3 protein-coding genes are annotated in these 3,342 nt (G+C 58.6%); all 3 read left to right on the forward strand.

What is annotated here, in order from left to right:
* Positions 1-1,290 (forward strand): FAD-dependent monooxygenase (locus AC221Y_RS22350; protein WP_486708502.1); only part of this gene is annotated, 1,290 nt, incomplete at its 5' end.
* The gene (locus AC221Y_RS22355; protein WP_486708503.1) at positions 1,287-2,078 is read left to right on the forward strand and encodes an SDR family oxidoreductase; all 792 of its coding nucleotides are present in this window, start codon (positions 1,287-1,289) and stop codon (positions 2,076-2,078) included. The genes AC221Y_RS22350 and AC221Y_RS22355, both read left to right, overlap by 4 nt.
* Before the next feature lie 50 nt (positions 2,079-2,128).
* A complete protein-coding gene (locus tag AC221Y_RS22360; protein ID WP_299752729.1) occupies positions 2,129-3,181 on the forward strand; it encodes a 3-carboxy-cis,cis-muconate cycloisomerase in 1,053 nt (350 codons plus the stop codon).
* The last annotated feature ends 161 nt before the right edge of the window (positions 3,182-3,342 follow it).

The following is a 3,342-nucleotide window of genomic DNA, read 5'->3' on the forward strand; positions in this document are numbered from 1 at the left end:
AACCGTGGCAGCGTTAAGGATTATTACTTCTCCAGCAACGCCCGCGTGCCCCAATACGCGACCGAACGTGTCCTCAGAAAGCGTGCCGAAGCCATATCCGCCATCACGATCCGCTATGGATGGTCCGGCGCGGCTCTGACGATGGATCAAGACGGTGCAAGCCTTGAAATTTCTGAAACGGACGGCAACGGCACGGATCAAATCCAAGCCAAGTATATTGTGGGTTGCGATGGCAGTCGCTCACTCGTGAAAAGCGAAAGCGGAATTGGAGAAGACCTGTCCGAACACAACAGGCTTATGGCTTTGCTGGTGTTTCGCTCGGAAGAACTTCACGGCCTCCTTGAGGGGCACCCCGGCAAAGCCTTCTACAACGTGCTGCACCCCGACCACCAAGGGTACTGGCTGTTTTTTGGGCGCGTGGATCACGGCCACTCATGGTTCTTCCACGCCCCCGTCCCCCTCGGTACGACGACAGAAAGCTTCGATTTTCGTGCCCTGCTGCACCGCGCAGTGGGTCAGTCTTTCGATCTTGATCTGGACTATGTCGGCTTTTGGGATTTGCGTGTGTCGACGGCCGAAACTTACCGGAAGAGCCGCGCCTTTCTGGCAGGCGACGCAGCCCACAGCCATCCGCCCTACGGTGGCTTTGGAATCAACACCGGATTTGAAGACGCGCGCAACCTTGGCTGGAAACTGGCAGCGGTTCTACAGGGCTGGGGAAGCGATGCCCTGCTCGACAGCTACAATGCCGAGCGCCGCCCGGTCTTCGTTTCAACCGCGCGCGATTTCATTGAACGCTTCATCGACGAGGACCGCGCGTTTTTGGAGAAATATTCACCTGAAACTGACAAAGAAGCCTTTGAGACCGCTTGGAACTCCAGAAATCTTGACGCTGACGAGGTCCATGCCTTCGAGCCGAATTATCAAGGCTCGCCGATTGTGCAAGGCTCCACGGGCTCGCCCTCCGCGCGCGGCTCGCACAGCTTCAACGCGCGCGCCGGGCATCATCTTCCACCGCCCGGTCCAGGTGGCAGCGCGGTAAGCGCAATGCTTACCGAGGACTTCACGGTTTTTGTGGCAGACGCGCGCCACGTCGTCGCACTGGAAATCGCAAGCCAAGGCTGCGGCATACCACTGACAACACGGGTGATCCGTTCGGACTGGTTGAACACATGGGGGCATGAGATCGTTCTTGTCCGCCCGGACGGGTTTGTGGCCTTCGCGGGCGACAGCATCGACGCCGCGCAGGCTCGTGAGATCTGCGCCAAAGTGACGGCGCGCACGACGTGACAGATTGGAACGGCAAACATGTGGTCGTAACCGGCGGGGCTTCTGGTATCGGCGCCGCGACCCTCACGCTTCTTAAGGCGCGGGGGGCGACAGTAACTGTCATCGACCTCAACAGCCCACCCGACACAGCTGATCACTGGATCAAGGCCGACCTGACCGACCTCGGCGCCATCAACACGGTCGTCTTGGACCACGGCATCGACGCGCTGATCAATGCGGCCGGCCTGCCGCCCCGCACAGGCCTTGAGGCAGACATTTTGCGAGTGAACTATTTTGCTCTGACAAGACTTACCAAGCATCTTTTGAGTCTCATCAACGACGGGGGGGCAATCGTCAATATGGCCTCGCGGGCTGGTGCGCACTGGCGTGAGAATTATGCCCAAGTCCAGAGGCTTAACTCGATTTCTGGCGATATCGAACTGGATGATTTCGTGCAACGCGAGGTCATCGACCCTGTACGGGCATACGATCTTTCAAAAGAAGCCGTTATTCTTTGGACGAAGGAGATGGTCGCCCCCTTGCGCGCGCGCGGCCTTCGCATCAACGCCGCAAGCCCAGCCGCCGTGGACACACCGATCCTGGGCGACTTCATGACGGCGCTTGGCGAACGTGCAGAACGCGGGCTTGTAATCACCGGGCGCGCCGGGCGCGCCGAGGAAATTGCGCGCACCCTCGTATTTCTGGCCTCCCCCGAAGCTTCTTGGATTACAGGATGCAATATTGAATGTGATGGAGGCCTGACGGCGGAACTCGACCTGTCAGCCTTGAAGAAAGCACACGTCGGGTGACAAAATCCGGCCGTCAAATTAATCTTAACCCAAATGATACAAGGCACCCCATGAACGATGTCTTCAGCCACCCGTGGCTCGGCGGTCTCTTTCAAGACGCCAAAGCCGCTGCCATCTGGTCACCGGACCGACAAGTCGCGCATATGCTGGCGTTTGAGGCGGCATTGACCCGCGCCTTTGGGGACGTTGGTACCCTACCCGCCGATGTGGCCAAGGATGTGGCCGAAACGATCGCGGACTTTTCGCCCAACTTCGCCGCGCTGCGATCGGGGACCGCGCGCGATGGTGTTGTGGTTCCAGCGCTTGTCCAGCAGTTAAGATCAGCGGTCGGACCCCACGCAAAGGCGGTCCATACCGGGGCCACCTCACAGGACGTCATCGACACAGCCCTCGCCCTGACCCTGCGTGAGACAAACGATCATCTCAAAAACAGCCTTGAAACAACACTCGCGGCGCTGAACGATCTGACGGCCACCTTCGGCGCTAACCAAATGAAGGGCCGAACGCGGATGCAGGTAGCCATACCGATCGACGTCGCAGACCGCATAGTCACTTGGTCCGCCCCCCTTCAAAGACACATCGAACGGTTGGAGGCCATACGCCCGCGTGTTGAGGTCCTGCAACTTGGCGGCGCCGTTGGAAACCGCGCGGCTTTTGCAGACAACGCCGATGCCATCGTCGAAAACGTCGCAAATCGCCTTAACCTTTTGAGCACTAAGAGCGCCTGGCACTCAACGCGCGACGCAGTCGCGGACTACGCTAATTTACTCGCGCTGATCACCGGCAGCATCGGAAAAATGGGCCAAGACATTTGCTTAATGACACAGCAAGGCATTGACGAGATTGTTATTTCTGGCGGAGGTGGATCTTCCGCCATGCCGCATAAACAAAACCCGGTCTTGCCCGAGTTATTGGCCACGCTCGCGCGCTTTAATGCCACTCAAGTCGCGGGAATGCATCACGCCATGCTTCACGAGCAGGAACGATCGGGAGCCGCGTGGTCGCTGGAATGGATGATTCTGCCGCAGATGGCGCAAGCCACCGCACGCAGTTTATCGGCCGCCACAGAGATCTGTTCGCGCATCACTCGCATGGGATCTTGAGGGCGTCTCAGGCCCGCAACTTTAAAAAGCGCTGATGCCGTTCCAGATCAAACGCAGCGAAATCAGGACCAAGAGCGCGTTCAATGCCACGCCAAACCGTGCGTCACTTATCCGGTTCAAGACAAGCTTACCCGCAAACGTGCCCAGAAGCCCTACCAGGA

It is taken from the genome of Boseongicola sp., from assembly GCF_057460485.1.